We start from the raw sequence: 21,678 nt of genomic DNA, 5'->3' as shown, positions 1-21,678 counted from the left end.
ACAACGCCGGTACCCGTCTGCGCGCGCCTTCAACTTCCCGGACAATCTGTTGCATGCAGCACACGCTTTCTCCCCAGAGCCTCTTGATGGCGCAAACCTTGGTTCGCATGAACACGGTGAGCGCAAACAGCAACCTCGAGCTGATCGACTTCGCCCAGGCGCACCTCGCCGCCCTGGGCGTGAAGAGCCGCATCACCTACAACGCCGAGCGCACCAAGGCGAACCTGTTCGCCACGCTGGGCGAGGGCAAGCCGGCCGGCGTGATCCTCTCGGGCCACACCGACACGGTGCCCTGGGACGGCCAGGCCTGGAGCGTCGACCCGCTGTCGGCCGTGGTGCAGGACGAGCGCCTGTACGGGCGCGGCTCGGCCGACATGAAGAGCTACATCGCGATCGCGCTGGCCAATGCCCAGCGCTTCCTCGAAGGCGACGCGCCCTTCGCCGTGCACTTCGCCTTCACCTACGAAGAAGAAATCGGCTGCTTCGGCGTGCGCGAACTCATTGCCGACATGCGCGACGCCGGCATCAAGCCGCTGGCCTGCATCGTGGGCGAACCCACCAGCATGGTGCCGGCCATCGCGCACAAGGGCGTGTACCGCTACAAGTGCTGCGTGCGCGGCAAGGAGGCGCACTCGTCGCTTACGCCGAAATCGGTCAACGCCATCGAGATGGCCGCGCGCGTGATCGGCAAGGTGCGCGACATGGCCGAAGACTTCGAGCGCAGCGAGCCGCGCTACGACGGTTTCGACGTGCCCTTCAGCACCGCCAGCGTGGGCCAGTTCCACGGCGGCATTGCCGACAACGTGGTGCCGCGCGACGCCGAGTTCCGCTACGAATTCCGCGACCTGCCCACGGCCGACGCGAAGCGCATGCAGTCCGACGTGCTGGCCTACGCCGCGAGCATCGAACCGGCCATGAAGAAGGTGGCGCCCGACGCCGGCTTCAAGTTCGAAACGATCTGCGAAATCCCGAGCTTCCTGGGCGCCGCCGGCGACCCGGTCACGCTGCTCGCGCAGCGCCTGGCCAGCGAAGACCGCACCACGCTGGTGGCCTTCGGCACCGAAGCGGGTCTTTTCAAGAACGCCGGCATCCCCACCGTGGTGTGCGGCCCCGGCAGCATCGAGCAGGCGCACCAGCCCGACGAGTTCGTGAGCCTCGAACAGCTGGCGCGCTGCGAGCTGTTCATGGAGCGCCTCGCAACTTCGCACAGCATTGGCTGAAGACCCAAGCAGCGCCGCACTGCAGCGCATGAAGCGCATCGCGCTCGGCCTGCTGTGCGCGGCGGCGCTGCTCTATGCCGTGGCGAGCGCGCTGCATTCGCAGCACCCGGCCTGGGGTTACGTGGCCGCCTTTGCCGAGGCCGCGATGGTCGGCGCCATTGCCGACTGGTTCGCGGTGGTGGCGCTGTTTCGCCACCCGCTGGGCCTGCCGATTCCGCACACGGCGATCATCCCGAGCAACAAGGACCGCATCGGCGCCAAGCTCGCGGGCTTCATCTGCGACAACTTCCTGAGCACCGCGCAGGTGCTCGCCAAGCTGCGCCAGTTCGATGCGGCGGCGCGCATCGCCGAGTGGCTGGCCCGGCCCGCCAGCGGCGACAGGCTCGGTGAATGGGGCGTGGCCGCCACGCGCTACGGCCTCAGCGCCTTCGATGACGAGCGCGTGCGCGACTTCATGGGCCGCGCCGCCGCGGCGGGCCTCGCGAAGATCGACCTCTCGCGCCTCACGGGCCAGGCGCTCGACGCGCTCACGGCCGGCGGGCGCCACCAGGCGCTGCTCGACGACGTGCTGCAGCAGGTGGCCGAACTGCTCGACGGCGAGGAGGTGCAGGCCCACATCACCGAGGGCATCGCGCGCGAGATCAAGACGCTGCGCTACGTGGGCCTGGACCAGGTGGCGGCCAAGCTCGCCACGCGCAAGATCGTGGCCGCCATCGCACGCACGCTGGCCGAGTTGGCGGCCGAGCCCGAGCATCCGATGCGCAAGCGCTTCGACCACTTCGTCGATGACTTCGTGGTGCGCCTGAAGCTCGACCCCGAGTTCCAGCAGCGCGGCGAGCAGATCCGCGCCGAGCTCATTGCGCACCCCGCGCTGGGCGACTACCTGCACGGCCTGTGGGGCGAGCTGCTGGGCTGGCTGCACGACGACCTCGGGCGGCCCGACTCGACCATCCGCCAGCGCATCGCCACCATGGCCGGTGCGCTGGGCCAGCGGTTGCAGAACGACGCAGCGATCCGCGCCTGGATCAACGAGCAACTCGAAGCCGCCGCGCCGGCGGCCATCGAACGCTATCGCGAGGACATCCGCCGCTACATCGAGGAGCGCGTGGGCGAGTGGAACGCGCACGAGATGACCGACGAGCTCGAGCGCCACATCGGGCGCGACCTGCAGTTCATCCGCATCAACGGCACGCTGGTGGGTGGGCTCGTGGGGCTGCTGATCCACACGGCGACGCAGCTGCTGCGCGGCTGAACAAATCGTCTGGTGCTGCGGGTTATCCGCAGCGGACGAAAGTCCGCGTCTTGTCCCGCGAGCGACTGCGCGGCCTCGATCGACTCCTAGACTGCGGCCACATCGCAACCCAGAGGAGATCGCCATGCCCCGTCGCTCGATCCGCGCAGCCGCGCTGACCGCCGCCCTCGCCCTGCTCGCCGCCTGCAGTTCGCTGTCGCCGCCGCCCAAGCGCCCCGCTTCGTGGGCCGCGCCCGAAGTGCTCGTGGCCCCGTCGGCCTTTGCGGGCGTGCACGGCCTGGCCATCGATGCGAAGGGCCGGCTGCTCGCGGGTTCCGTGCTCGGCAACACGCTGTGGGAGGTCGACCGCCAGACCGGCGCCGCCAAGGTGCTGGTCGATGCGCCCGAAGGCCAGGCCGACGACATCGCGGTCGGGCCGAAGGGCGAGCTGGCCTGGACCAACTACCTCATGGGCATGCTGCGCTACCGCGAAAACGACAGCGCGCCGCTGCGCGTGCTCGCCAAGGACCTGCCCGGCCTGAACTCGCTGGACTTCGACCGCAGGAACGGCAAGCTCTACGCCTCGCAGGTGTTCCTGGGCGATGCGCTCTGGGAGATCGACCGCGAAGGCAAACAGCCGCCCCGGCTCATCAAGAAGGACATGGGCGGCTTCAACGGCTTCGAGGTCGGGCCCGACGGCCTGCTCTACGGGCCGCTGTGGTTCAAGGGCCAGGTGGTGAAGATCGACCCGGCGAACGGCAACCTGACCGTGATCGCCGACGGCTTCAAGATCCCGGCCGCCGCCAACCTCGACGGCAAGGGCAACCTCTGGGTGGTCGATGCGCGCAGCGGCGAGCTGGTGAAGGTGGATCTTGCGAGCGGCAAGAAGACCGTCGCCAAGCAGCTGCGCCCGTCGCTCGACAACCTCGCCATCGCGCCGGACGGAACGATCTACATCTCGAACATGGCCAACAACGAGGTGCAGGCCTTCAACCCCGCCACCGGCGAGCTGCGCACGCTCACCAGCGGCAAGGTGGCGGTGCCCGCGGGCCTGAAGGTTGACGGCAACGACCTGTGGGTGGCCGACGTCTTCGGCTTCCGGCAGGTCGACGTGCGCACCGGCGAAGTGCGTGACGTGTTCCGCATGCAGCGCGAGCCCGAGCTCGACTACCCGTTCGCGGTCGGGCTGTCGCCCAAGCTCTTTGCGCTGACCTCGTGGTTCACGGGCTCGGTGCAGCTGGTCGACCGAAAGACCCTGAAGACGATCGAAACGATCCACGGCCTGAAGGCCCCGTTCGACGCGCTGCCCATGCCCGATGGCAGCGTGATCTACGCCGAACTCGCCACTGGCAGCATCACGCGCGCCAGCGGGCCGAAGTTTGCAGAGAAGTCAGTGCTGGCTAGCGGCCTGAACGGCCCGGTGCAACTGGTGGTCGGCCAGGACGGCGCGCTCTACGTGACCGAGGCGGCCGGCAAGCTGCTGCGCATTCCGCTGGACGCCAGCGCGCCGCTGCGCACCGTGGCCGACGGGCTGGCGCTGCCCGAGGGCCTGGCCCAGACGCCGTGGGGCAGCTTCATCGTGGCCGAAAGCGCGGCGCGCCGGCTGGTCGAGATCGATCCGGCCACCGGCACCCGCCGCACGGTCGCCGACACCCTGCCCATCGGCTTGGCCGCCGGGCCCGGCCTGCCGCCGCCCTACGTGGTGACCGGCGTGGCCGTGGGGCGTGACGGCACGGTCTACGTATCGGCTGACAAGAACAATTCGATCTATCGAATTCGGCCTGTTATGCAGGGTAACAATTAGTACAAGTTTCAGTTTACTTTTACAAACATATATTACAAACTGGCCGGGACGCCTCGCAGCGTTCCGATCGCATAGGGCAATCGGGGGTCCGCGAAGCGCTCTTTCCGAAGGGACACCGCATGACTCCACTCGTCGTAGGCCAGGTGCTATCGCCCGAATACTCCCTGGGGCTGGTTGCACTTTCGTTTGTCATTTCCTTCTTCGGCTCGCTGGTGGCCCTGATCTGTGCCGGGCGCATGGTCGGCGCCGACGGCAAACCCAACCTGGCGATCGTGGCCTGCGCCGCGGTGGCGCTGGGGGGCATCGGGATCTGGTCGATGCACTTCATCGGCATGCTGGCCTACCGGCTGCCCTTCGGCATCTCGTACAACATGCCGCTGACCATCGTGTCGCTGGTGGCGGCCATCCTGATCTCGGGCATTGCGCTGTACCTGGCGGGCGGGCGGGCCAAGTTCAGCCGCTCCGGCTGGCTGGCCGGCAGCCTGCTGGCCGGCCTGGGCGTGTGCGTGATGCACTACATGGGCATGTTCGCGATGAACATGCGGGCCACGATGAGCTTCGACCCCGGCATGGTCGCGCTGTCGGTGGTCATCGCCATCACGGCCGCCGCCGCCGCGCTGTGGCTGGCCTTCAACCTGCGCAAGCTGAGCCACCAGGTGGCGGCCGCCGCCGTGATGGGCGTGGCGGTCTGCACCATGCACTACGTGGGCATGAGCGCGGCCAGCATGATCTGCACGGCCGCAGCGCCGGTCGACGCGCTCACGCTCGGCGGCAGCTACATGGGCCTCACGGTGTTCGGCACGGCCGGCGCGGTGCTGATCTTCATCTACTGGGTGGTCACGGGCAGCAGCCTCGACGCCCCCGCCGCCGCCGCGCGGCAGCGCGTGCGCCCCAGCTAGTTGGCGCAAGCGGGCCCGGGGCCCGCCTCCTACAGTCTGTGCGAACGACACGTTGCGCTTCGCACAGACCCCCATGCCCTTTCTCGAATCCCGGCTGCAGACGGCCGCAGACACCTACCAGGCCAACCGCGCGAGCATGCTGTCGCTGCTGGAGCAGGTCCGGTCGCACGAAGCCCGCGCCGTGGCCGCCTCCAGCGCCTCGGCCGAGCGCTTCGCCAAGCGCGGCCAGCTGCTGCCGCGCGAACGCCTCGCGCTGCTGCTCGACACCGGCGCGCCCTTTTTGCCGCTGGCCACGCTCGCGGGCCTGGGCCAGGACAACCCCGACCTCACCAAGAGCGTGCCCGGCGGCGGCCTGATCGCCGGCATCGGGCGCGTGGCCGGCGTGCGCTGCATGATCAGCGCCTCCGACTCCGGCATCGACGCCGGCGCGCTGCAGCCCATGGGGCTGGACAAGCAGCTGCGGCTGCACGAGATCGCGCTGGAGAACAAGCTGCCCTTCGTCCAGCTGGTGGAAAGCGCGGGCGCCAACCTCATGCAGTACCGCGTGCAGGACTTCGTGCGCGGCGGCAACATCTTCCGCAACCTCGCACGCCTCTCGGCCGCGGGCCTGCCGGTGGTGACGGTGACGCACGGCTCCTCGACCGCGGGCGGCGCCTACCAGACGGGCCTGTCGGACTACATCGTGATGGTGCGCGACCGCACGCGGGCCTTCCTGGCCGGGCCGCCGCTCCTGAAGGCCGCCACCGGCGAGATCGCCACCGAGGAAGAACTGGGCGGCGCCGTCATGCACACCCACATCTCGGGCCTGGGCGACTACCTGGCCGAGGACGACCGCGACGCGCTGCGCATTGCGCGCGCCATCCTCGGCGGCATCGACTGGGCGCGCGACGAAGCGCCGCGCACCTTCGCGCCGCCGCGCCACGACGCCGAAGAGCTGATGGGCCTCATGCCCGCCGACGGCCGCCGGCCGGTGGACATGCGCGAGGTCATCGCGCGCATTGCCGACGGCTCGGAGTTCCTGGCCTTCAGCGAGCACTACGGCAGCGCCACCGTCTGCGGCCACATCCGCCTGGAAGGCCATGCGGTGGGCATCATCACCAACAACGGCCCCATCGACTCCGACGGCGCAACCAAGGCGACGCACTTCATCCAGGCCTGCTGCCAGTCGCGCACGCCCATCGTTTACCTGCAGAACATCACGGGCTACATGGTGGGCCGCGCGCACGAGGAGGCCGGCATCATCAAGCATGGCGCCAAGATGATCCAGGCCGTGACCAACGCCAACGTGCCGCAGATCACGCTGCACTGCGGCGCCTCGTACGGCGCGGGCAACTACGGCATGTGCGGACGCGGCTTCGCACCGCGCTTCTGCTTCTCGTGGCCCAACGCGCGCACTGCGGTGATGGGCGGCGAGCAGGCGGCGCAGACCATGGCCATCGTCATGGAGGCGGGCATGGCGCGAAAGGGCACGGTCGACCGCGACAAGATCGACGCGATGCAGCGCCAGATCGTCGAGCGCTTCGACCGCCAGATGAGCGTCTTCACCACCAGCGCGCTGCTGCTCGACGACGGCGTGATCGACCCGCGCGACACGCGCGCCGTGCTGGCCGAGGCGCTGTCGATCTGCCGCGACGCCGAGGCGCGTGCGCCGCAACCCATGCAGTTTTCGGTGGCACGGCCATGAGCATTTTTCACAAGATCCTGATCGCCAACCGCGGCGAAATTGCGGTGCGCGTGATACGCACCGCGCGCACCATGGGCTACCGCACGGTCGCCGTGTATTCCCGTGCGGATGCAGACGCCGAGCACGTGCGCCAGGCCGACGAGTCGGTGTGCATCGGCGAGCCGCTGCCCGCGCAGAGCTACCTGAACATCGACGCGATCATTGCCGCGGCCCGCGCCAGCGGCGCCGACGCGGTGCATCCGGGCTACGGCTTCCTCGCCGAGAACGCCGCGTTCGCGCAGGCCTGTCGCGACGCGGGGCTGGTCTTCATCGGCCCGTCGCCCGAGGCCATCGTCGCGATGGGCGACAAGGCCGGCGCCAAGCGGTTGATGCAGGCGGCCGGCGTGCCGTGCATTCCCGGTTACCAGGGCGACGACCAAAGCACCGCCACGCTGGCCGCCGAGGCCGAGCGCATCGGCTGGCCCGTGATGATCAAGGCGACCGCCGGCGGCGGCGGGCGCGGCATGCGGCTCGTGGCGTCAGCCGGCGCCTTCGCCGAGCAATTGCAGAGCGCGCAGTCCGAGGCGCTGCATGCCTTCGGCGACGCCACCGTGATCCTGGAGCGCGCCATCGTCGCGCCGCGCCACATCGAGATCCAGGTGTTTGCCGACCGGCACGGCCACGCGATCCACCTCGGCGAACGCGACTGCTCGGTGCAGCGGCGCCACCAGAAGGTGATCGAGGAAGCGCCCTCGCCGGCCGTCGACGCCGCGCTGCGCGCGCGCATGGGCGCCACCGCCGTGGCCGCCGCGAAAGCCATCGCCTACGAAGGCGCGGGCACGCTCGAATTTCTGCTCGACGCGCAAGGCCAGTACTGGTTCATGGAAATGAACACGCGGCTGCAGGTGGAGCACCCCGTGACCGAAGCGGTGACGGGCCTCGACCTCGTCGAGCTGCAGCTGCGCGTGGCCGCCGGCGAGCCGCTGCCGCTCACGCAGGACGACGTGCGCATCGCCGGCCATGCGATCGAGGTGCGGCTGTGCGCCGAAGACCCGCAGCAGGGCTTCCTGCCGCAGAGCGGCACGCTGAGCGCATGGCGCACGTCACCCATGCTGCGCACCGAGCACGCGTTGCGCGACGGCGCCGAAGTGCCGCCCTTCTACGACTCGATGGTCGCCAAGCTCATCGCCTCGGGCCGCACGCGCGACGAAGCGCGGCAGCGGCTGCTGGCGGGCCTGCGCGACACGGTCGCGCTCGGCCTGTCGACCAACCAGGCGCTGCTGCAGCGCGCGCTCGCGCACCCGGTGTTCGCGAATGGCGAGGCGACCACCGCCTTCATCGGCGACCACCTCGATGCGCTGCTCGCAGCCGACGTTGCGGCCGACACGCGCGCCGCCCTGCTCGCCGCTCTCTTGCTGCAGACCGGCGCACGCGGCTGGCCCTCGCCGCTGGCGCACACGCTGCCCAATGCCTTGCGCTTCGCGCTCGACGGCACCGTGCACACGGCGCGCGTGACGCCGCGCGGCGCGGCGCGCTTCGAGGTCGTACTGGACGATGCCGCGCCCGTGTCGCTCGCCTTGCTGGCGCTCGCGGACGACGGCCTGCTGCGCTTCGCCTGCGACGGCGTGGCCGCGCAGGCGCAGGTCGTGCGGTGCGCCGAACGCACGGACTTCCATTTCGACGGCCGCGCCTTCCAACTCGACGACCTCACGCACGTGGCCGTGGCGCGCGCCGACGCGGGCGGCGGCGACGGCCTGCTGCGCGCCTCGATGAACGGCCGCGTCGTCGCACTGCTGGCCGCCGAGGGCGACACCGTCACCGCAGGCCAGCCACTGGTCACGCTCGAAGCCATGAAGATGGAACACGTGCACTGCGCACCCCGCGCGGGCCGCGTCGCGGCGCTGCATGTGGCCGTGGGCGCGCAGGTCGCTGCGCGCCACATCGTGGCCGAAATCGCCGAGGCCTGATCGCCTTCTTCCCTTTGCCAGAGCCCTTCTCCATGAACGCACCCCACTACCGCTCCGTCTTCGCGCCCACCCTGTTCGGCGGGCAATGCATCGTCGTCACCGGCGGCGGTTCGGGCATCGGCCGCTGCACCGCGCACGAACTGGCCTCGCTCGGCGCCCACGTGGTGCTGGTCGGCCGCAAGCCCGAGAAGCTCGATGCGGTGCGCGCCGAGATCGAAGCGGCCGGCGGCCAGACCAGCACGCAGGCCTTCGACATCCGCCAGGAAGATGCCGTGCGCGAGGCGGTGAAGGCCATCGTCGCGGCGCACGGCCGCATCGACGGGCTGGTCAACAACGCGGGCGGCCAGTACATCACGCCGCTGGCCGCCATCTCGGCCAAGGGCTGGGAGGCGGTGATCCACACCAACCTCACGGGCGGCTTCCTCGTGGCGCGCGAGTGCTACGTGCAGAGCATGCAGGCGCACGGCGGTGCCATCGTCAACATCGTGGCCGACATCTGGGGGTCGATGCCGAACATGGGCCACAGCGGCGCCGCGCGTGCCGGCATGGTGAGCTTCACCGAGACCGCCGCCGCCGAATGGGCCGTGAGCGGCGTGCGCGTGAACGCCGTGGCGCCGGGCTACATCGCCTCCAGCGGCATGGACCACTACCCGCCCGAGGCCGGCGACATGCTGCGCGCCATGCGCAAGACCGTGCCCGCGGGCCGCTTCGGCAACGAGGCCGAGACCTCCGCCGCCATCGCCTTCCTGCTGAGCCCGGCCGCCGCCTTCATCAGCGGCACCGTGCTGCGCGTGGACGGCGCGCGACCGCAGGCGCGCATGGGCTGGCCGATGGAGCTGCCCGACGCGCAGGCGCAGCAGCGCCCCGCGGTGCGGCCCTATGACGGCTTTCACCTCGCGCAGACACCGCGCGTGTTCCAGGACAAATGAAGAGCGATCGAACGAACGGAGACCCCTGATGCAGTACACCCACGAACACCTCGAGATGCAGAAGACCCTGCGCCGATTCATCGACGAGGAGATCAACCCTCACGTCGACGAATGGGAAGCCGCCGAGATCTTTCCCGCGCACGAGGTCTTCAAGAAGCTCGGCAACCTCGGCCTGCTGGGCCTGAACAAGCCCGAGGCCTTTGGCGGCGCCGGTCTCGACTATTCGTATGCAATGGCCTTCGCCGAAGCCTTGGGCCACATCAGCTGCGGCGGCGTGCCGATGGCCATCGGCGTGCAGACCGACATGTGCACGCCCGCACTCGCGCGCTTCGGCAGCGACGAACTGCGCCGCGAGTTCCTCACACCCGCCATCGCGGGCGACATGGTCGGCTGCATCGGCGTGAGCGAGCCCGGCGCGGGCAGCGACGTGGCGGGCCTGAAGAGCCATGCGCGCAAGGACGGTGACGACTACCTCATCAGCGGCCAGAAGATGTGGATCACCAACAGCCTGCAGGCCGACTGGATGTGCATGCTGGTCAACACCAGCGACGGGCCGGTGCACCGCAACAAGTCGCTCGTGATGGTGCCGATGAACCTGCCGGGCATCGAGAAGGCCAAGAAGATCCGCAAGATCGGCATGAACTCGAGCGACACCGGCCTCATCTATTTCGACAACGTGCGCGTGCCGCAGCGCTACCGCGTCGGCGAAGAGGGCCAGGGCTTCGTCTACCAGATGCAGCAGTTCCAGGAAGAACGGCTGTGGGCCGCCGCCAGCTCGCTCGAACCGATGGAAGACTGCATCGCGCAGACCATCGAGTGGGCGCAGCAGCGCCAGATGTTCGGCGCCACGCTGGCCGACCAGCAGTGGGTGCAGTTCAAGCTGGCCGAACTCAAGACCGAGGTCGAGGCGCTGCGCGCCCTCACCTACCGCGCCTGCGACCTGCATGTGCAGGGCGAAGACGTGCTCGAACTCGCGTCGATGGCCAAGCTCAAGACCGGCCGCCTCACGCGCCAGGTGGCCGACACCTGCCTGCAGTTCTGGGGCGGCATGGGCTTCACCTTGGAGAACCGCGTCTCGCGCCTGTACCGCGACGGCCGCCTGGGCTCGATCGGCGGCGGCGCCGACGAGGTGATGCTCGGCATCCTCGCCAAGACCATGGGCATCGCCAAGCGCCCGCCGCGCGGCTGACCGGGCACGCCATCCATGGACGCAGAACTGCAGGCCGACCGTGCCGCGCTCGCCGACACGGTGCGGCGCTTCGCCCAGACCGAGATCGCACCGAACGTGCAGGCCTGGGACGAGGCCGGCGAATTTCCGCGCGCGCTGTACGCCCGCGCGGCCGAGCTGGGCCTGCTGGGCCTGGGCTACCCGGACGAACTCGGCGGCACGCCCGCCTCTTATTCACTGAAGCTGCCTGCCTGGGTCGCGCTCGCGCGCCACGGCCAGAGCGGCGGCGTGCTCGCGAGCCTGTTCTCGCACAACATCGGCCTGCCGCCCGTGGTGCTGCACGCGAGCGATGCCGTGCGCCGCGAGGTCGTGCCCGTAGTGCTGCGCGGCGAGAAGATCGCCGCGCTCGCGATCACCGAACCGGGTGGCGGCTCCGACGTGGCGGCGGTGCGCACGACAGCCAAGCGCGACGGCGACCACTACGTGCTCAACGGCGAGAAGACCTTCATCACCTCGGGCATGCGCGCCGACTGGATCACCGTGGCCGTGCGCACCGGCGAAGGCCGCGGCGCGGGCGGGCTCTCGATGCTGCTGGTACCGGGCGACGCGCCCGGCCTCTCGCGCACGCGGCTCGCGAAGATGGGCTGGCTGTGCTCCGACACCGCCACGCTGCACTTCGACAACGTGCGCGTGCCCGCGCGCTACCTGCTCGGCGAAGAGGGCGCGGGTTTCCGAATGGTCATGGGCAACTTCAACGGCGAGCGCGTCGGGCTCGCCGCCGGTGCGCTGGGCTTTGCGCAGGCCTGCCTCGACGAAGCGTTGGCCTGGTCGCGCGAACGCAAGACCTTCGGCGCCGCGCTCATCGAGCACCAGGCGGTGCGCCACAAGCTGGTCGACATGCAGATGCGCATCGCCTCGACCGAGGCCTGGCTCGAGGCCGTGTCCGCCGAGGGCGACGCCCACGAAGCAGCGGGCCGCATCAACGCGCCCGAATGGGTGGCGCAGGTCTGCCTGCTCAAGAACCACGCCACGCAGACCATGCAGTTCTGCGCCGACCAGGCCGTGCAGATCCTCGGCGGCATGGGCTTCATGCGTGGCACGGTGAGCGAGCGCATCTACCGCGAGGTCAAGGTGATGATGATCGGCGGCGGGGCCGAGGAGATCATGAAGGAGCTGGCGGCGAGGCAGCTGGGGTGGGTGTAGCCGACCTCAGTCGTTCGGCTCGGTCTCGTTGCTTTGCGAGGCAGCGGCCAGCGCCACCGCTGCGCGCAGCTTGTCCTTCTTGCTCGGCCGCGCGCCCTTGACGCCGCCGTTGCCCGAGGTATCGACGAGCACCGGCGCCACCTCGACCGGCTCGAAGCCTTCGATGCGTTCGCGCGGCACGTGCTGGCCTTGGCGTTTTTCGATCAGGCGGAAGTGCGCTTCGGTCGCCGCGCTCACGAAGCTGATCGCCAGCCCGCTCGCGCCCGCCCGGCCGGTGCGGCCGATGCGGTGGATGTAGTCGGTCGGCGAACGCGGCAGGTCGTAGTTGATGACCACGGGCAACTGCGCGATGTCCAGGCCGCGCGCCGCGAGGTCGGTGGCGATCACCACGTCCCAGCGGCTCTGCTTGAACTGCGCGAGGATGTCGCGGCGCGTGCCCTGGGCGATGTCGCCATGGAAGGGCACGGCGTAGATGCCGTTGCGATACAGCTTCTCGGCCACGGTCTGCGCGGCGTGCTGCGTGGCGACGAACACCAGCACGCGGTCCCACGTGCCTTCGTTTTCTTTCAGCAGCTGGCGCAGCAACTGGGTGCGGCGGCCGGCGTCGACCTCGATGGCGCGCTGCACGATGTCGGGGCGCGTGCCGGGCTCGCCCTGCACGTCGACCAGGGCCGGGTCGTGCAGCATGTCGTCGGCCAGCGCCTGGATGGCGATCGGAAAGGTGGCCGAGAACAGCAGGTTCTGGCGCCGCGTCGGCAACAGCGCGAGGATGCGCTGCAGTTCCTCGGCAAAGCCGAGATCGAACAGGCGATCGGCCTCGTCGAGCACGAGCATCGACACGGCGTCGAGCGCGAGCGCGTTGTGCTCGACCAGGTCGAGCAGCCGGCCGGGCGTGGCAATCACGATGTCGGCACCGCCGCGCAGGCGCATCATTTGCGGGTTGATCGAGACGCCGCCGACGGCGACGACGATCTTCAGGCGCTCGGGCAGGTGGCGGGCGAAGTCTTCCAGCGTCTCGCCGACCTGGGCCGCGAGTTCGCGCGTGGGCGCGAGCACCAGCGCGCGCAGGCGGCGCGAGGCGGACGACGCAGGCTCGGCGGCCAGGCGCTGCAGCAGCGGCAGGGAAAATGCGGCCGTCTTGCCGGAGCCGGTCTGTGCCGAGCCCCGCAGGTCGCGGCCCTGCAAAATTGCAGGGATGGCCGCCGCCTGGATGGCGGTCGGCGCGGCAAAGCCGCTCGCGGCGGCCGCTTGCGCAAGTGCGGGGGTCAGGCCCAGGGTATCGAATGGCATGGAACGGGCACCGAGAAAAGAGAGATCGAAAGAAAGACGGATCGCATGGGAACGATGAAAAGCAACCGCACCGGCAGCACGCTGGTGTACTCCACCGAGGCGGGCGGGCGCATGTGCCCCGACTGCGGCGCCCCGGTGGCGCAATGCCGCTGCAAGGAACTCGCGAAGGCGCAAACGGCGGCCACGGACGGCATTGTCCGCGTATCGCACGAGACCAAGGGCCGAAAGGGCAAGGGCGTGACCGTGGTCAAGGGCCTGCCGCTCGACGCGGCGGCGCTGGCGGCCGTGGGCAAACAGTTGAAAGCGGCCTGCGGCACGGGCGGCACGGTGAAGGACGGCACGGTCGAGATCCAGGGCGATCACCGCGAGGTGGTGATCGCCGCCCTCGTGAAGCAGGGCCACACAGTCAAGCGCGCGGGCGGTTGAGCAGCACATGAACCCCGAAGACCTGCAGCGCCTGGTGACGCTCGAAATGCCTTTTGGCAAGCACAAGGGCACGCTGATCGCCGATTTGCCCGGAAATTACCTGACCTGGTTTGCGCGCGAGGGTTTTCCCTCGGGAGAAATTGGCCGACTGCTCGCTTTGATGCATGAAATAGACCACAACGGCCTGTCCGACCTCCTGAAACCGTTGCGAAACCGCCCGCCGGGCCGGAATGTTTCTCGATAACACAAAAATTCCTCCCTTTTTTTGGGAATCGGGCCGGATAATCCGGCTCACGTGTCTGCGAGCCTCGGCTCCCGTGCACGTAATTTGGTGATCGGTCAGTTTCGCGCCACAGCGCATTAGTTTGTTGTGATTCTGGGACTCCATCGCTTTGTGTTTTTTTGGTTTGAATTAGGAGTCCCTCCATGGGCAAGAAACTTTACGTGGGCAACCTCGCCTACTCCGTGCGTGACAACGACCTGGAACAGTCTTTCGGCGAGTTCGGCACGATCGTCAGCGCCAAGGTCATGATGGAACGTGACACCGGCCGTTCGAAGGGCTTCGGCTTTGTCGAAATGGGCACCGACGCAGAAGCACTCGCTGCTGTCGAAGGCATGAACGGCGCATCGCTGCAGGGCCGCGCCCTGACGGTGAACGAAGCCCGTCCGATGGAAGCACGTCCCCCCCGCACCGGCGGTGGTGGCGGCTACGGCGGTGGTGGCGGCGGCGGCGGCTACGGTGGTGGCGGCGGCGGTTACGGCGGCGGCGGCGGTGGTGGCCGCAGCGGCGGCGGCGGTGGTGGTTACGGCGGCGGCGGCGGTGGCCGCGGCGGCTACTAAGCCCTCCCCCACACACTCATGAGCGCCTCGGCGCTCTGAATGAATAAAAAGCTCCTTCGGGAGCTTTTTTCGTTTCTGACGTCCATCGCCCCATTCCCACGAATCCCTTCGTGGAACGCCACGGAACCGGCTTTGCCGGGCCGTTGGCGTTGCCCCCGGAAGGGGGTTGGCGCAGCGACACGAAGTGCGCGAAGGCTGGGGGAGAACCAAGTCCATCGACACGAAGTGCGCGAAGCCTGGGGGAGAGCTCATCTACGCATTTGTCCGTACCGCGGCGGTCAGCCGACGGTCAGCCGCTGGCGACGACCCTCGTCCCCTTCGAAACAGAGGGTCGAGACGATGAAGATCAAGAGACAGGCGGACTTCTTCTCAGGAGTCATGTTCGCCACCGTCGGTGGCGCGTTCGCCATCGGCGCCACCACCTACACCATCGGCGACGGCGCCCGCATGGGGCCGGGGTACTTCCCGCTGATGCTGGGCATCCTGCTGGCGCTGCTGGGCGCGCTGATCATGTTCCAGGCCATGGTGGTCGAGAGCGCCGACGGCGACAAGATCGGCAAATGGGCCTGGAAGCCGCTGGCCTTCGTGCTGGGCGCCAACCTGGCCTTCGGCGTGCTGCTGGGCGGCCTGCCGAGCGTCGGGCTGCCGGCGATGGGCATGATCATCGCGATCTACGCGCTGACGATCATCTCGAGCATGGCCGGCCAGCACTTCAAGCTGCGCGACGTGCTGGTGCTGGCGACCATCCTGGCCGCAGGCAGCTATGTGGCCTTCATCTGGGCGCTCAAGCTCCAGATCCAGGTCTGGCCCACGTTCATTTCGGGTTGAGGAGCACACCGCCATGGAACTGTTCCACAACCTGGCGACCGGCTTCGGCGTCGCCTTCACCTTCACCAACCTGCTGTACTGCCTGGTCGGTTGCATTCTGGGCACGCTGATCGGCGTGCTGCCGGGCATCGGCCCCGTCGCGACCATCGCGATGCTGCTGCCCGCCACCTACGCGCTGCCGCCCGTGTCGGCGCTGATCATGCTGGCCGGCATCTACTACGGCGCCCAGTACGGCGGCTCGACCACGGCCATCCTGGTGAACCTGCCCGGGGAGTCGTCCTCGGTGGTCACCTGCATCGACGGCTACCAGATGGCAAGGCAGGGCCGCGCAGGCCCCGCGCTGGCCGCGGCGGGACTGGGTTCGTTCTTCGCGGGCTGCGTCGGCACGCTGATCCTGGCCGCCTTCGCGCCCCCGCTGACCGAGCTGGCCTTCAAGTTCGGCCCGGCCGAGTACTTCTCGCTGATGACGCTGGGCCTGATCGGTGCGGTCGTGCTGGCCTCGGGCTCGCTGCTCAAGGCCGTGGCGATGATCGTGCTGGGCCTGCTGCTGGGCATCGTCGGCACCGACGTCAACTCGGGCGTCGCGCGTTTCAGCTTCGACATTCCCGAGCTCACCGACGGCATCGGCTTCGTGGTGATCGCCATGGGCGTGTTCGGCTACGGCGAAATCATCGGCAACCTCTCGCAGCCCGACGACGAGCGCGAGGTGTTCACGCACAAGGTCAAGGGCCTGTGGCCCACCAAGGACGACTTCAAGCGCATGACGCCCGCCGTGCTGCGCGGCACGGCGCTGGGTTCGGCCCTGGGCATCCTGCCGGGCGGCGGCGCGCTGCTGGCGGCTTTCGCGGCCTACGCGCTGGAGAAGAAGATCAAGATGCGTCCGGGCGAAGTGCCCTTCGGCAAGGGCAACATCCGCGGCGTGGCCTCGCCCGAGTCGGCGAACAACGCCGGCGCGCAGACCTCCTTCATTCCGCTCTTGACGCTGGGCATTCCGCCCAACGCGGTGATGGCGCTGATGGTGGGCGCGATGACCATCCACAACATCCAGCCCGGCCCGCAGGTGATGACCAGCAACCCCGAGCTGTTCTGGGGCCTGATCGCCTCGATGTGGATCGGCAACGCGATGCTGATCGTGCTGAACCTGCCGCTGATCGGCATGTGGATCAAGCTGCTGACGGTGCCCTACAAGTTCCTGTTCCCGGCGATCGTGCTGTTCTGCGCGATCGGCGTGTACTCGACCAACAACAACACCTTCGACGTGTGGATGGTGGCGATCTTCGGCTTCATCGGCTACCTGTTCCTGAAGCTGCGCACCGAGCCGGCCCCGCTGCTGCTGGGCTTCATCCTGGGGCCGATGATGGAAGAGAACCTGCGGCGCGCGCTGCTGCTGTCGCGCGGCGCGTGGAGCGTGTTCGTCACGCGGCCGCTGTCGGCCGGGCTGCTGGTGGCTGCGGCGCTGCTGCTGTGCATCGTGCTGCTGCCGGCGATCAAGGCCAAACGCGAAGAGGCATTCGTCGAGGACTAAGCTCGCCCCCAGGCTGCGCGCACTTCGTGTCGCTTCGCCAACCCCCTACCGGGGGCAACACCTGAGGCCCGGCAAAGCCGGTTCCTCGGTGTTTCTCGAAGAAGCCCCTGGCCTCGCGCCCGGGGCTTTTTCTATTTCAGAAACGCGTCGTAAGCCGTCTTCAGGATGAGTGCACTCACCACCACGATGAACACAATCCGCACGAAGCCCGCCCCGTGCTTCAGCGCCACGCGCGTGCCGACCAGGCTGCCGGCCACGTTGGCGACCGCCATCACCAGCCCGTAGTGCCACCAGACGTGGCCCTTGGCGGCCAGCAGGATCAGCGCGGCGGCGTTGGTCAGCGTGTTGATGACCTTGGCCGAGGCCGAGGCGTTGAGGAAGTCGTAGCCCATCCAGCGCACGAACAAAAACACCAGGAAGCTGCCCGTGCCCGGCCCGAAGAAGCCGTCGTAGAAACCGATGGTCAGGCCGATGGTGCTGGCCGCCAGCGTCTCGGCGCGGCCGCTGAAGCGCGGCGCGTGCAGCCGGCCCATGTCCTTGCGCGCCAGCGTGTAGATCAGCACGCCCAGCAGGATGACGGGCAGCGCACGGCGCAGGAAATCGCCAGGGAAGACCGTGACGGTCCACGCACCGACCATCGAGCCGCCGAAGCCGAGCAGCGCGGCCGGCCACATCGCGCCCCAGCGCATCTGCACCCGCTGGCTGAACTGGGCCGCCGACGCCGCGGTGCCCCAGATCGACGCGCTCTTGTTGGTGCCCAGCAGCGTGGCCGGCGGCGCGCCCGGAAACACCGCAAAGAGGGCCGGCACCAGGATCAACCCGCCGCCGCCCACGATCGCATCGATAAAACCCGCGAGCAGTGAGGCGCCCGTGACCACCAGCATTTCCATGCGGGCGATTGTCTCACCGAATCGCTATCGAAACGATAGCTGTCATGGCCGACCCCAGCTGGTCAGAAGGCTTGTTTGGCTTGGAGGAAAGCGCCCGAGATCGCGCGGCGAACAGGCAAAAAAAAGCGCCGACCAGCGGCGCTTTTTAAATATCAGACAGGCATCTCGTACGGAGCCTTTGAAGAATGTTCTTGTTGATCGATCGGAAGCTTGTCTCCTCGGACCCTCGGCAGTACGAGCAGGGCCCGTCGCGAGTGCGCAGATTGTGCAAGCGCGCACCGCCCCAGTGCATTAGGAATTACCCGCTTCGACTTACTTCGCCCCCCCAGTTGGGAAACGAAAGTGTTTCAGCCAGTTAACAGATGGCATGACTCGTGCACACAGGCCTGTGTCCACCACTCCAAGAAGAAACGGTCATGGCCCTGCTGGCACCCCAAGCCTCCCTGAACGCGGCCGACACCGCCTGGATGATGACCTCGACCGCGCTGGTGCTGTTGATGACGCTGCCCGGCATCGCGCTCTTCTACGCCGGCATGGTCCGGCGCAAGAACGTGCTGGCCACCATGGCCGGGGTGGTGGCAATCGCCGCGGTGGTTTCGCTGACCTGGTTCGCGCTCGGCTACTCGCTGGCCTTCACGCCGGGCTGGCCCTGGCTGGGCAACCTCTCGCGCATCGGCTTCTCGGGTTTCGAGTACCTGAAGGACGCCGGCCAGGTGGCCGTGAGCCATGTGGCACCGAACGTGCCCGAGTCGGTCTACGCCATGTTCCAGCTGAGCTTCGCGATCATCACCACCGCGCTCGTGCTCGGCGCTTTTGTGGAGCGCATGCGTTTCTCCGCCCTGCTCTGGTTCGCGCTGCTGTGGAGCGTGCTCGTGTATGCCCCCGTCGCGCACTGGGTGTGGGAGCCGGGCGGCTGGCTCGCGCAGATGGGCGCGCTCGACTTCGCGGGCGGCTCGGTGGTGCACGTCAACGCGGGCATCGCGGGGCTGGTGTGCGCCTATGCGCTCGGGCCGCGCCGGGGCTACGGACGCGAGGCCTTCGAGCCCTACAGCCTGGCGCTCACCATGACCGGCGCGGGCCTGCTGTGGGTGGGCTGGTTCGGCTTCAATGCCGGCTCGGCGGTGGCGGCCGACGGGCGCGCCGGCCTGGCCATGCTGGTGACGCACATCGCGGCGGCGGCCGGCGCCATGAGCTGGATGATCGGCGAATGGATCGTGCGCCGCAGCCCCTCGCTGCTGGGCCTGTGCTCCGGCCTCGTGGCCGGGCTGGTGGCGATCACGCCGGCGGCCGGCTTCGTCACGCCGCTGGCGGCGCTGGCCATCGGCGCCATCGCCGGGCTGGCCTGCTACTGGGGCGCCACGGGCCTGAAGCACCTGCTCGGTGCGGACGACTCGCTCGACGTGTTCGGCGTGCACGGCATCGGCGGCATCGTGGGTGCGCTGCTCACCGGCGTGTTCGCCGACCCGCGCATCTCGGGCGCAACGGGCAGCGTGCTGACGCAGGCGATCGCCGTCGGCAGCGTCGCGATCTACAGCGCGACGGGCACGGCCATCGTGCTCTTCCTCGTGCATGTGCTGGTCGGATTGCGCGTCGACCCCGAGAGCGAACTCGTGGGCCTCGATCTTGCTCAACACAAGGAACACCTGGGAGCTTGACCCGCAGACGCTGGAGACCCGCCATGCCATCCATGTCCGAAAGCGAACGCATCGCCCTCGCCGCCCGCCTGCACGTGGCGCTGCGGCGCAAGCACGGACGCGTGACCGACACCGAATGGATGGCCACCAATGCCGAGTACGCCGCCGAGATCGTGCGCATGACGCGCATCCACGCCGCCGAGACGAAGGACGACGAGCTCGACCAGCTCGCCACACGGCTGGAGCAGGCCATGGAACCGCTGGCCCGCGCCGCGCGGCTGGCAGCGCGCCAGCCCGACGGCCTGCCGCCCACGCCGCCGCCGCGCTACGTCGGCGGCCTGCGCTGACGACGTTCAGTTCGCGGCCAACGCCGCCTTGCGGATCGACTGCAGCGTGCTCGCGGGCGTGATCGCCTCGGGGTCCAGCAGGCAATGCAGGATCGCCGGCTTGCCGCTGGCACGGGCTCGCGCCAGTGCGGGGCCGAACTCTTCCGTCGTGGTCACGCGTTCACCGTGGCCGCCGAACACTTCGGCATAGCCGCGGAAGTCGGGGTTCTTCAACTGCGTGGCGCTGATGCGGCCGGGGTAGTGCTTTTCCTGGTGCATGCGGATCGTGCCGTACATGCCGTTGTCCAGCAGCACGACGAGGATCGGCAGGCCGTACTGCACGGCGGTCGCGAACTCCTGGCCATGCATCATGAAATCGCCGTCGCCCGCGAACACGACCACCTCGCGCTCGGGCCACAGCCGCTTGGCGCCGACACCCGCCGGCAGGCCGTAGCCCATCGAACCGCTGGTCGGCGCCAGTTGGCTCGCGAACGCGCGGAACGGCCAGAAGCGGTGCACCCAGGTCGCGAAGTTGCCCGCGCCGTTGCAGAAGATGGTGTCGGCCGGCAGCACCTCGCGCAGGTGCTGCATGACCTCGCCCATCTGCAGCGGGCCGGGAATGCGGATCGTGGCCGGGGCGCTCCAGCGCAGGAAGTCTTCGCGCGCGGTCTTCGTCTCGGCCTGCCACACGGGCGATGAAGCCGGGCGCAGCGCGGACACCGCTTCGGCAAAAGCCTGCGGCGTGGCGTGGATGCCCTGCGCCGGTCGATAGAGCTTGCCGAGCTCGTCGGCATCCGCGTGCACATGCACCAGCGCCTGCTTCGGCTGCGGAATCGCGAACAGCTCATAGCCCTGCGACGGCACCTCCGACAAGCGCCCGCCGACCAGCAGCACGAGGTCCGCATCGCGGATGCGCGCCAGCATGCGCGGGTTCGCGCCGAGCCCCAGGTCGCCCGCGTAGCAGGGGTGCTCGGCGGACATCAGCATCTGGCGGCGGAACGAGCAGTACACGGGCAGCGCATACGCCTCGGCGAACTGCGCGAACTGCTGCGTCGCGGCTTCAGACCAGCGGCTGCCGCCCAGGATGACGACGGGCCGCTGCGCTTGCGACAGGCGCTGCTGCAGCTCGGCCAGTTGCGCCGCGCCGGGATGCGTTTCGGTGACCGCATAGGGCAGCGCATCGGCCACCACGGCGGCTTCGGTCAGCATGTCTTCGGGCAGCGCGATCACCACCGGACCGGGCCGGCCCGAGGTCGCGACATGGAAGGCGCGCGAGACCAGCTCGGGCACGCGCGCCGGGTCGTCGATCTGCACGACCCACTTGGCCATCGTGCCGAAGACCGCGCCGTAGTCCAGCTCCTGGAAGGCCTCGCGGCCCCTCGCATCGCGCGCGACCTGGCCGACGAACAGCAGGAGCGGCGTCGAATCCTGGTGCGCGATGTGCACGCCCGCCGCGGCGTTGGTGGCGCCGGGGCCGCGCGTGACGAAGCAGATGCCGGGCTGGCCCGTGAGCTTGCCCTGCGCCTCGGCCATCATCGCCGCGCCGCCTTCTTGCCGGCACACCGTCACGTCGATCGATGCATCGTGCAACGCATCGAGCACGGCGAGAAAGCTTTCGCCGGGCACGCAGAAGAGCTGCTTGACGCCGTGGGTGATGAGCTGGTCGACCAGGATCTGGCCGCCGGTGCGGGAGGAAGTCATGGGGTGTCCAATGTGATGAAGGTCTTGGTATTCGCTCCTTCCCCCTCTGGGGGAAGGCTGGGATGGGGGCAAGCGGCGCTGAAACGGCCGACGGCAATGGATACGCCGCGTGCCCCCACCCCTGCCCTCCCCCA

19 protein-coding genes are annotated in these 21,678 nt (G+C 68.9%); 16 read left to right on the top strand and 3 right to left on the bottom strand.

From position 1 onward, the window contains the following. The first annotated feature begins 53 nt into the window (after positions 1-53). The 9 genes from argE to RZE79_RS01825 all read left to right on the top strand — a co-directional run bounded on the left by argE (position 54) and on the right by RZE79_RS01825 (position 12,084). Positions 54-1,220 carry an acetylornithine deacetylase gene (argE, locus tag RZE79_RS01865; RefSeq protein ID WP_319358789.1) on the top strand — a complete coding sequence of 389 codons (1,167 nt, stop codon included), beginning with the start codon at positions 54-56 and terminating at the stop codon, positions 1,218-1,220. Then, positions 1,213-2,472: a DUF445 domain-containing protein gene (locus RZE79_RS01860; protein WP_319358787.1), complete on the top strand. Its 1,260-nt coding sequence runs from the start codon at positions 1,213-1,215 to the stop codon at positions 2,470-2,472. Before argE ends, RZE79_RS01860 begins: the two co-directional genes overlap by 8 nt. Before the next feature lie 124 nt (positions 2,473-2,596). Next, complete coding sequence (locus tag RZE79_RS01855) at positions 2,597-4,255, top strand: hypothetical protein (RefSeq protein WP_319358786.1); 1,659 nt, start codon at positions 2,597-2,599, stop codon at positions 4,253-4,255. A 119-nt stretch (positions 4,256-4,374) separates the two neighbouring features. Continuing rightward, positions 4,375-5,154, top strand: coding sequence for an MHYT domain-containing protein (locus RZE79_RS01850; RefSeq protein ID WP_153281087.1), 780 nt, complete (start codon positions 4,375-4,377; stop codon positions 5,152-5,154). Positions 5,155-5,227: 73 nt separating this feature from the next. Continuing rightward, on the top strand, positions 5,228-6,838 hold the full coding sequence (locus RZE79_RS01845) for a carboxyl transferase domain-containing protein (RefSeq protein ID WP_319358783.1): 1,611 nt from the start codon (positions 5,228-5,230) through the stop codon (positions 6,836-6,838). Next, positions 6,835-8,784: an acetyl-CoA carboxylase biotin carboxylase subunit gene (locus tag RZE79_RS01840; protein ID WP_319358781.1), complete on the top strand. Its 1,950-nt coding sequence runs from the start codon at positions 6,835-6,837 to the stop codon at positions 8,782-8,784. Before RZE79_RS01845 ends, RZE79_RS01840 begins: the two co-directional genes overlap by 4 nt. 32 nt (positions 8,785-8,816) lie before the next feature. After that, positions 8,817-9,713, top strand: a complete 897-nt coding sequence (locus RZE79_RS01835; RefSeq protein WP_319358780.1) for an SDR family oxidoreductase — start codon at positions 8,817-8,819, stop codon at positions 9,711-9,713. 28 nt (positions 9,714-9,741) lie between these two features. Next, on the top strand, positions 9,742-10,902 hold the full coding sequence (locus RZE79_RS01830) for an acyl-CoA dehydrogenase family protein (protein ID WP_319358779.1): 1,161 nt from the start codon (positions 9,742-9,744) through the stop codon (positions 10,900-10,902). 15 nt (positions 10,903-10,917) lie between these two features. Beyond that, complete coding sequence (locus RZE79_RS01825; protein ID WP_319358778.1) at positions 10,918-12,084, top strand: acyl-CoA dehydrogenase family protein; 1,167 nt, start codon at positions 10,918-10,920, stop codon at positions 12,082-12,084. A 6-nt stretch (positions 12,085-12,090) separates the two neighbouring features. Here the strand turns inward: RZE79_RS01825 and RZE79_RS01820 are convergent, their stop codons facing one another. Beyond that, on the bottom strand, positions 12,091-13,374 hold the full coding sequence (locus RZE79_RS01820; protein ID WP_319358776.1) for a DEAD/DEAH box helicase: 1,284 nt from the start codon (positions 13,372-13,374) through the stop codon (positions 12,091-12,093). Positions 13,375-13,419: 45 nt separating this feature from the next. Between RZE79_RS01820 and RZE79_RS01815 the strand changes: the two genes are divergently transcribed. The 5 genes from RZE79_RS01815 to RZE79_RS01795 all read left to right on the top strand — a co-directional run bounded on the left by RZE79_RS01815 (position 13,420) and on the right by RZE79_RS01795 (position 16,993). Beyond that, entirely contained in the window at positions 13,420-13,800 is a 381-nt protein-coding gene (locus tag RZE79_RS01815; RefSeq protein ID WP_192194523.1) for a translation initiation factor Sui1, read from the top strand. 7 nt (positions 13,801-13,807) lie between these two features. Further along, entirely contained in the window at positions 13,808-14,044 is a 237-nt protein-coding gene (locus RZE79_RS01810; RefSeq protein WP_153281095.1) for a DUF3820 family protein, read from the top strand. 182 nt (positions 14,045-14,226) lie between these two features. After that, a complete protein-coding gene (locus tag RZE79_RS01805) occupies positions 14,227-14,640 on the top strand; it encodes an RNA-binding protein (protein ID WP_319358773.1) in 414 nt (137 codons plus the stop codon). A 339-nt stretch (positions 14,641-14,979) separates the two neighbouring features. After that, positions 14,980-15,468 carry a tripartite tricarboxylate transporter TctB family protein gene (locus RZE79_RS01800; protein WP_056584013.1) on the top strand — a complete coding sequence of 163 codons (489 nt, stop codon included), beginning with the start codon at positions 14,980-14,982 and terminating at the stop codon, positions 15,466-15,468. Positions 15,469-15,481: 13 nt separating this feature from the next. After that, positions 15,482-16,993 carry a tripartite tricarboxylate transporter permease gene (locus RZE79_RS01795; protein WP_153281097.1) on the top strand — a complete coding sequence of 504 codons (1,512 nt, stop codon included), beginning with the start codon at positions 15,482-15,484 and terminating at the stop codon, positions 16,991-16,993. A 131-nt stretch (positions 16,994-17,124) separates the two neighbouring features. On the opposite strand, the gene RZE79_RS01790 is transcribed toward RZE79_RS01795, so the two are convergent. Continuing rightward, positions 17,125-17,883: a TSUP family transporter gene (locus RZE79_RS01790; protein ID WP_153281098.1), complete on the bottom strand. Its 759-nt coding sequence runs from the start codon at positions 17,881-17,883 to the stop codon at positions 17,125-17,127. Positions 17,884-18,299: 416 nt separating this feature from the next. Between RZE79_RS01790 and RZE79_RS01785 the strand changes: the two genes are divergently transcribed. Together RZE79_RS01785 and RZE79_RS01780 are read left to right on the top strand one after the other, a co-directional pair. Then, positions 18,300-19,538 (top strand): ammonium transporter, encoded by a 1,239-nt coding sequence (locus RZE79_RS01785; RefSeq protein WP_319358769.1) that lies wholly within the window; start codon positions 18,300-18,302, stop codon positions 19,536-19,538. A gap of 23 nt (positions 19,539-19,561) precedes the next feature. After that, a complete protein-coding gene (locus RZE79_RS01780) occupies positions 19,562-19,864 on the top strand; it encodes a hypothetical protein (RefSeq protein ID WP_082549084.1) in 303 nt (100 codons plus the stop codon). A gap of 6 nt (positions 19,865-19,870) precedes the next feature. Here the strand turns inward: RZE79_RS01780 and RZE79_RS01775 are convergent, their stop codons facing one another. After that, positions 19,871-21,544, bottom strand: a complete 1,674-nt coding sequence (locus RZE79_RS01775) for a thiamine pyrophosphate-binding protein (RefSeq protein ID WP_319358766.1) — start codon at positions 21,542-21,544, stop codon at positions 19,871-19,873. Positions 21,545-21,678 lie beyond the last annotated feature (134 nt).

This window comes from Variovorax sp. EBFNA2 (genome assembly GCF_033802765.1).
Lineage (GTDB): Bacteria > Pseudomonadota > Gammaproteobacteria > Burkholderiales > Burkholderiaceae_C > Variovorax > Variovorax paradoxus_H.
Note: the sequence above shows the minus strand (reverse complement) of the source record. Positions and strands in the feature narration are given on the sequence as shown.

Excerpts from the sequence above, each read along its gene's own strand:
- argE (WP_319358789.1), top strand. The coding sequence starts at position 54 with ATGCAGCACACGCTTTCTCCCCAGAGCCTCTTGATGGCGCAAACCTTG.
- RZE79_RS01855 (WP_319358786.1), top strand. The coding sequence starts at position 2,597 with ATGCCCCGTCGCTCGATCCGCGCAGCCGCGCTGACCGCCGCCCTCGCC.
- RZE79_RS01850 (WP_153281087.1), top strand. The coding sequence starts at position 4,375 with ATGACTCCACTCGTCGTAGGCCAGGTGCTATCGCCCGAATACTCCCTG.
- RZE79_RS01845 (WP_319358783.1), top strand. The coding sequence starts at position 5,228 with ATGCCCTTTCTCGAATCCCGGCTGCAGACGGCCGCAGACACCTACCAG.
- RZE79_RS01840 (WP_319358781.1), top strand. The coding sequence starts at position 6,835 with ATGAGCATTTTTCACAAGATCCTGATCGCCAACCGCGGCGAAATTGCG.
- RZE79_RS01835 (WP_319358780.1), top strand. The coding sequence starts at position 8,817 with ATGAACGCACCCCACTACCGCTCCGTCTTCGCGCCCACCCTGTTCGGC.
- RZE79_RS01830 (WP_319358779.1), top strand. The coding sequence starts at position 9,742 with ATGCAGTACACCCACGAACACCTCGAGATGCAGAAGACCCTGCGCCGA.
- RZE79_RS01825 (WP_319358778.1), top strand. The coding sequence starts at position 10,918 with ATGGACGCAGAACTGCAGGCCGACCGTGCCGCGCTCGCCGACACGGTG.
- RZE79_RS01820 (WP_319358776.1), bottom strand. The coding sequence starts at position 13,374 with ATGCCATTCGATACCCTGGGCCTGACCCCCGCACTTGCGCAAGCGGCC.
- RZE79_RS01815 (WP_192194523.1), top strand. The coding sequence starts at position 13,420 with ATGGGAACGATGAAAAGCAACCGCACCGGCAGCACGCTGGTGTACTCC.
- RZE79_RS01810 (WP_153281095.1), top strand. The coding sequence starts at position 13,808 with ATGAACCCCGAAGACCTGCAGCGCCTGGTGACGCTCGAAATGCCTTTT.
- RZE79_RS01805 (WP_319358773.1), top strand. The coding sequence starts at position 14,227 with ATGGGCAAGAAACTTTACGTGGGCAACCTCGCCTACTCCGTGCGTGAC.
- RZE79_RS01800 (WP_056584013.1), top strand. The coding sequence starts at position 14,980 with ATGAAGATCAAGAGACAGGCGGACTTCTTCTCAGGAGTCATGTTCGCC.
- RZE79_RS01795 (WP_153281097.1), top strand. The coding sequence starts at position 15,482 with ATGGAACTGTTCCACAACCTGGCGACCGGCTTCGGCGTCGCCTTCACC.
- RZE79_RS01790 (WP_153281098.1), bottom strand. The coding sequence starts at position 17,883 with ATGGAAATGCTGGTGGTCACGGGCGCCTCACTGCTCGCGGGTTTTATC.
- RZE79_RS01785 (WP_319358769.1), top strand. The coding sequence starts at position 18,300 with ATGGCCCTGCTGGCACCCCAAGCCTCCCTGAACGCGGCCGACACCGCC.
- RZE79_RS01780 (WP_082549084.1), top strand. The coding sequence starts at position 19,562 with ATGCCATCCATGTCCGAAAGCGAACGCATCGCCCTCGCCGCCCGCCTG.
- RZE79_RS01775 (WP_319358766.1), bottom strand. The coding sequence starts at position 21,544 with ATGACTTCCTCCCGCACCGGCGGCCAGATCCTGGTCGACCAGCTCATC.